Source organism: Mesorhizobium sp. M0227 (assembly GCF_040321855.1).
In the GTDB taxonomy this organism is placed as follows: domain Bacteria; phylum Pseudomonadota; class Alphaproteobacteria; order Rhizobiales; family Rhizobiaceae; genus Mesorhizobium.
Window position 1 is genome coordinate 1 of the sequence record NZ_JAMYSJ010000056.1, and the last position, 6,396, is coordinate 6,396.

Genomic DNA, 6,396 nt, shown 5'->3' on the forward strand with positions numbered 1-6,396 from the left:
CTGGCCTCCAATCCAGCCAGCATCTTGAATCACAAACATCCGGCTTTGGGAATCCTACGATTCTCTCAAAATAGGAATCGCTCTAAAGCGCAGGATCTCGCGGCCGTCCTTGTCCGATATGATGAGCTTGCCGGCATCGACACGGTATGACGCCGCCTTGGCCAGCGCATCGAACAGCGCCTTTTCCTCGGCCATCACCTCGGGCGCACAGGCCTTGTAGGTAGAACCGATGTCTCTGATCACGATCGTTTGGCCATCGAGTTTGGCAGTGGCGAAATAGGTGTTGCAGGGGCCGCTGCCGCCCGCCTTGCCGGCCTCGCTGACCCTGAATGTCGCTTGCGGGGCAGCAATGGCGCCGATGCCGTCGACATAGTCGACCAGCCAGAGCTGATCGAAGACCGAAACCATGGGCTCGGCGCTCGGGGTGACCATCTTCAGCATGATGGTCTGCGGCACGTCGGCCAGCGGATCGACCTGATGGCGCATATCGGAGATGAACAGCAGCTTGTCATCGACGGTGATGCGGGCTTGCAACGCGTAGGTCATCTGCGACCGGATGACGGAAGGGTCGAATTTGATCTCGAAGCTGATCGGCACCTGGCCGGCCGGCTGCACTTTCTGCTCGCCGATGATGGTGGCAGGCGCATCGGCCAGCGACACATCGGCAAGTTGTACGGACAGCACGGCACTGGGCGGCAAGGCAATGCGCTCGCGATAGATGACCTCGCCCCTCACGGCCTGTTCGGCGGCAACAGACTGGTCCGGAACGGCCAATATGCCGACGACCAGAGGCACGAAACCGAAGATGAAGAACTCCGCGATCCTGTCCAGCATGACCATCTCCCTCACCCCTGGCTGCCAATGCCCCGGGCTGCCAATGCCCCAGGCTGACCAATCCTGCCAATTGGCCAAAGGATTGCGGTCAATGCATGGCTGCGGCGGATCTTATTCGGACTGAGACCAGCGTTGCGCGGCCGTTGCATCGGCCTCCTTGGCCTCGACCCAGCCACCCTCCGAGCCGTCAGCCCGATGCTCCTTCTTCCAGAAGGGCGCGCGCGATTTCAAATAGTCCATCAGAAAATTCGCCGCCTCGAACGCCGCATGGCGATGCGCCGAGGCTGCCACGACCAGCACGATGTTCTCGCCGGGCGCGATCTTCCCGTGGCGGTGGATGGCGGTGAGCCCCTGCAATGGCCAACGCTCGACCGCTTCAGCAGCGATGCGGGCGATTTCCGCTTCGGCCATGCCGGGATAGTGTTCGAGCTCGAGCGCTGAGAGCGCGCCCTGCTCGTCGCGGCAAAGGCCTGAGAAGGTCACCACGGCGCCGATATCGGCGCGGCCTTGCGTCAGTCTGGCGATCTCGGCGGCGACGTCAAAATCCTGGCGCTGAATGCGCACGACAGGTAAGACCCCGCCGCTCATGTCAGCCCCCGGTCATCGGCGGGAACAGCGCGATTTCGCGGGCGCCCGCGATCTTCTCGCGGTGCTCGACATGTTCCTGGTTGATGGCGACGCGGATCACGTCGGGATATCGCAGCGCGTGCTCGTAGCCCTCGCCGCGCGATTTCAGCCAGCGCAGGAGATCGGCGACCGTCTCGATGCCGGCAGGCAGGTCGACATCCTCCTCAGGCAGGCCGATGCGTTCGCGCACCCAGGCAAAATAAATGAGCCGGGTCGTCATCTCACTCGTCCATGATGTGCTTGAGGCCGGCGCGGAAATAGTCGTAGCCCGTATAGAGCGTAACCAGCGCCGCGATCCACAGCAGCACCAGCCCGGTCTGGGTGGTCAGCGGAAAAATCTTGTCGCCGGCCGGTCCGGCCAAGAGGAACGCTATGGCGACCATCTGGATGGCGGTCTTCCATTTTGCCAGCTGCGTCACCGGCACCGAAACTTTCAGCGCCGCCAAATATTCGCGCAGACCCGAGACGAGGATTTCGCGGCACAGGATGATGATCGCGGCCCACAACGACCAGCCGGCAATGCCCGCATGGCGATCGGTGTCGGCGGCCAGCAGCAGCAGGCAGGTGGCGACCAGCAGCTTGTCGGCGATCGGGTCGAGCATCTTGCCGATGTTGGAGGTCTGCTGCCAGGCGCGCGCCAAATAGCCATCCAGATAATCGGTGATCGAGGCGAGCAGGAAGATGATCAGCGCCGACCAGCGGGCAAAGTCGCTCGACTTCAGATGTCCTTCGAGAAAAAAGCATAGCACCACCAGCGGCACCGCGACGATGCGGGCGTAGGTGAGCATATTGGGCAGGTTGAACGCGCGCTTGGCCATATCTGGGAAACTCTTTCTGCCTGCCTACTCAAATCAGAAGCGAATGTAGGGGGTCAACAGGCGAGAATCGATTGACCAGACGAAAATAGCATCCTTGCTGTCAGCTCTCATGGAAATGATTGTAGACCAGTTTCGCCACCTGCTCGGAAATACCGTCGACTTTCCTCAAATCCTCGATGGCGGCGCGGCTGACCGCCTTGGCGGTGCCGAAGGCCAACAACAAGGCGCGTTTGCGGCCTGGACCGATACCGCTGATCTCGTCGAGCGGGCTCTTGACCATCTCCTTCTTGCGGCGCGCCCGATGCGAACCGATCGCGAAACGATGGACCTCATCGCGCAGCCGCTGGACGAAATAGAGCACGGGATCGCGAACCGGCAGCGAAAACGAGTCCCTGCCTTTGACGAAGAACCGTTCGCGGCCGGCGTCGCGGTCCTGGCCCTTGGCGATGCCGATGGCAACCACGCGGTCCTCGATGCCGAGATCCGAAAGGATCTTGCGCACCGCGGTCATCTGGCCCTGGCCACCGTCAATCAGGATGACATCGGGCCAGGCCGGGAAGCTGCCGGAGATATCGTCCTCCATATCGTCTGCCGAACCATCAACTGCATCGTCAGCCGGGACATCGCCATGCTCCTTGAGCAACCGCGAAAACCGTCGCTCCATCACCTCGCGCATCATGCCGAAATCGTCACCAGGCGTGATCTCGGTCGAGCGGATGTTGAATTTCCGGTACTGATTCTTCACAAAACCTTCCGGCCCGGCGACGACCATGGCGCCAACGGCATTGGTGCCCATGATGTGCGAATTGTCGTAGACCTCGATGCGCACCGGCGGCTTCGGCAGGCCGAATGTCTCGGCGAAACCCGCAAGCAGGCGTCCCTGGGTGGAGGTTTCAGCCAGCCGGCGTCCGAGCGCCTCGCGGGCATTCTGCAGGGCGTTGTCGGTCAGGTCCTTCTTCTCGCCACGCTGCGGCACGGAGATCGCGACCTTGCGGCCGGCGCGGGTGGAGAGCGCCTCGGCCAATAGTTCCTGATCCTCGACGCCATGCGACAGAAGAATGTTCCGCGGCGTCGGCTTGTCGTCATAGAACTGCGCCAGGAACGAACCCAACACCTCGGCTGCTTCCAACGCCGGATCGGCCTTGGGGAAATAGGCGCGGTTGCCCCAGTTCTGGCCGGTGCGGAAGAAGAACACCTGGATGCAGACCTGGCCGCCTTCCTGATGGATGGCGAAGACATCGGCTTCGTCGACGGTAGCCGGATTGATGCCCTGGTGGCTCTGCACATGCGACAGGGCCGCAAGTCGATCGCGATAGATCGCGGCGCGCTCGAAATCGAGAGCTTCCGACGCCTGCTGCATGGCGGCCGAGATTTCCGTCTTCACCTTTTGGCTGCGGCCGGACAAGAAGTCCTTCGCCTCATTGACCAGTTCGGCATAGTCCTGGTGCGAAACCTCTCCGGTGCAGGGGCCGGCGCAGCGCTTGATCTGATAAAGCAGGCATGGCCGCGTGCGGTTCTCGTAGAACGAGTTGGTGCAACTCCTGAGCAGGAAGGCGCGCTGCAGGGAGTTGATGGTGCGGCCAACGGCACCGGCCGAGGCGAAGGGCCCGAAATAATCGCCTTTGCGCGAGCGCGCGCCGCGATGCTTGTAGATGCCGGGCGAGACATGGTCGCCGGTCAAGAGGATATAGGGAAACGACTTGTCGTCGCGCATCAGGACGTTGAAGCGCGGCCGCAAGCGCTTGATAAGGTTGGCTTCGAGCAGCAGCGCTTCGATCTCGGTGCGGGTGACGACGAACTCCATCGTCGACGTTTCGCGCACCATGCGGCCGATGCGGGTGGTGTGGAAGCGGCCTTGCGCGTAGTTGGTGACGCGCTTCTTCAGGCTGCGCGCCTTGCCGACATAGAGCACATCGCCGGCAGCGTTCATCATGCGGTAGACGCCGGGCGCGTTGGGCAGCCGCTTGACCAGCGTCTGGATCACCTCGGCGCCGATCATGCCTTCCGCGTCGCCGGCATGCGGCGTCCAGTCGATGGCGGTGAAGGCGACATCGGGACCGACGGTTTCAACGATCTCCTCGACTGCCTCGTCCTCGACGTCGATATCGGGGGGCAGATCGTCGGCGCCGCCGCGCGGCTTGCTTTTGTGGTCTACGGGACTCATTCCGTCATGCCTGTCACATCGGGCGTCTGCCACGCAAGATGCTGGCCGCCATCAAGCGCGATCATCTGGCCGGTGACCGAGCGCGCTTCCCAGAGATAGCGGATCGTGGCGCCGAATTCCGGCAAATCCGGGCCGCGCTTCAGGACCAAGCCATCGACTTGGGCTGCAAAATCGCTGTCATCCTGACGCGCGTTCTTCAGGGTCGGCCCCGGGCCGATGGCATTGACGCGGATGCTGGGGCCGAGCGCTTGCGCCATCATCTGCGTGGCCGTCCACAGCGTCGACTTGGACAGCGCATAGGAGAAGTAGCGCGGCGTCGGCCGCCAGACGCGCTGATCGATCATGTTGACGATCAGGCCCTCCTGCCCTGCCGGCAACGCCCGGGCGAAATTCTGCGCCAGGAGCGCGGGCGCTTTCACATGGACGGCAAAGTGCCGGTCCCAGGCCCGCCACTCGAAATCCAGAACCGAATCGTCCTCGAACAGCGACGCATTGTTGACCAGCAGCGGAATCGGTCCGAGCGCTGCTTGCGCCTGGCCGACGAGATCGCCAACGGCGTCCATATCGGTCAGGTCGGCGGCGACCACGGCGGCACGGCCACCTCCGGCGATGATTTCGGCAGCCAACACATCGGCCTGGGTGCGCGAGCGGTTGCAATGAATGGCGACGGCAAAACCGTGGGCGGCGAGATCCTCGACGATCGCCCTGCCGATCCGCCTGGCCCCGCCCGTCACCAGCGCCGTGACAGTGGCTTTGCTCATATCGTGTCAATCCTCAATTTCGGGCCGAAAAAGCGGTGCCGGCGAAATATGGCCCGGCATGCGTTAAATGGTGTTCGCACCTTGGGCAGCATTGTGGCGAAACGGCCGTTTGGACATCCCGGCCCGCCCTGGACTCGGGCGCGCCCGACCGCAATATAGGGTGCTGGAGTCCTTGCACCAAGCGGTGTGCAGCGCAGCACGGGATCGTTCCTGCCATTTCGCTGTTGCGAAGATGCAACGTCAAGGTTCTGCCTCATTCGTGCCGGGGAATGACCCAAGTTCAGGTTCGCTTCAGCCGCATTTTGACACGACATTTGGAACCGACGAACGCCAGATCCGTTTCACCCCCCGGACGGGTAGATGGCGATCGTGAGAAACAAGCCTGTGTCCTGTGGCTTAAGGAGTAAAGAACAATGCAAGCCAATCTCAAATTCGCACGGCCGCTGGCCGTTGCGCTCGCCCTCTTCGCCCTCAGCGGAACCGCCTATGCTGCTGACGTGGTTTCGGAAGAGCCGCCGGCACCTGCGCCGATCGCTGAACTTCCGGTCGCTTCGTGGGCCGGCCCCTACGCCGGTCTCAACGTCGGCTATGGCTTCAGCGGCCGGACCAAGGAAAAGGATTTCGACGTTGAAACCGATACCAAGGGTTTCGTCGGCAGTGTCTTCGGCGGCTATCAGTGGCAGCAGGAGAACTTCGTCTACGGCGCTGAAGCCGAACTCGGCTACAACGGCGTCAAGGGCGACGACAACGGCATCGACTCCAAGGCCGGCTTTGAAGGTTCGCTGCGTGCCCGTCTCGGCTACGCGGTCAGCCCAGAAATCCTGCTCTATGGCACCGGCGGTCTCGCCGGCAGAAGCCTGAAGGTGGAAGACACCGTCCTTGGGGCCAGCGATCGCGCAACGATGCTCGGCTGGACCGCCGGTGTTGGCACCGACATCAAGTTGACCGACAATGTCTTCGGCCGCGTCGAGTACCGCTACACCGACTTCGGCAGCAAGAGCTTCGACGGCATCGGCAAGGTCAAGGCCACCGACAACCGCGTCACCTTCGGCGTCGGTATGAAGTTCTAAGTCGTTCAAGCCACGACACGAAAAAGCCGGGCCTCGCGCCCTAATGCAGTTCACTTAAGTTGGGCTGGATGAGGATCTGGTAAGACCTATCGAACAGGATGGAGATTCGTTTCCATCCTGTT

7 protein-coding genes are annotated in these 6,396 nt (G+C 62.3%); 1 reads left to right on the plus strand and 6 read right to left on the minus strand.

The window, feature by feature from the left end:
* Nucleotides 1–54: 54 nt before the first annotated feature.
* The 6 genes from NKJ00_RS31935 to NKJ00_RS31960 all read right to left on the minus strand — a co-directional run bounded on the left by NKJ00_RS31935 (nt 55) and on the right by NKJ00_RS31960 (nt 5,204).
* Nucleotides 55–834, minus strand: a complete 780-nt coding sequence (locus NKJ00_RS31935) for a YbaY family lipoprotein (protein ID WP_352632578.1) — start codon at nt 832–834, stop codon at nt 55–57.
* A gap of 111 nt (nt 835–945) precedes the next feature.
* Nucleotides 946–1,422 carry a molybdenum cofactor biosynthesis protein MoaE gene (locus NKJ00_RS31940; protein WP_023812626.1) on the minus strand — a complete coding sequence of 159 codons (477 nt, stop codon included), beginning with the start codon at nt 1,420–1,422 and terminating at the stop codon, nt 946–948.
* 1 nt (nt 1,423) lies between these two features.
* Nucleotides 1,424–1,681 carry a molybdopterin converting factor subunit 1 gene (gene moaD, locus NKJ00_RS31945; protein WP_023812627.1) on the minus strand — a complete coding sequence of 86 codons (258 nt, stop codon included), beginning with the start codon at nt 1,679–1,681 and terminating at the stop codon, nt 1,424–1,426.
* A gap of 1 nt (nt 1,682) precedes the next feature.
* Entirely contained in the window at nt 1,683–2,279 is a 597-nt protein-coding gene (pgsA, locus tag NKJ00_RS31950; protein WP_023673449.1) for a CDP-diacylglycerol--glycerol-3-phosphate 3-phosphatidyltransferase, read from the minus strand.
* A 100-nt stretch (nt 2,280–2,379) separates the two neighbouring features.
* Complete coding sequence (gene uvrC, locus NKJ00_RS31955; RefSeq protein ID WP_352632580.1) at nt 2,380–4,443, minus strand: excinuclease ABC subunit UvrC; 2,064 nt, start codon at nt 4,441–4,443, stop codon at nt 2,380–2,382.
* Nucleotides 4,440–5,204 carry an SDR family oxidoreductase gene (locus NKJ00_RS31960; protein ID WP_023812629.1) on the minus strand — a complete coding sequence of 255 codons (765 nt, stop codon included), beginning with the start codon at nt 5,202–5,204 and terminating at the stop codon, nt 4,440–4,442. The genes uvrC and NKJ00_RS31960 overlap by 4 nt, the downstream gene beginning before the upstream one ends.
* Before the next feature lie 413 nt (nt 5,205–5,617).
* On the opposite strand from NKJ00_RS31960, the gene NKJ00_RS31965 reads away from it, so the two are divergent.
* On the plus strand, nt 5,618–6,274 hold the full coding sequence (locus NKJ00_RS31965) for an outer membrane protein (RefSeq protein WP_352632582.1): 657 nt from the start codon (nt 5,618–5,620) through the stop codon (nt 6,272–6,274).
* Nucleotides 6,275–6,396: the final 122 nt, after the last annotated feature.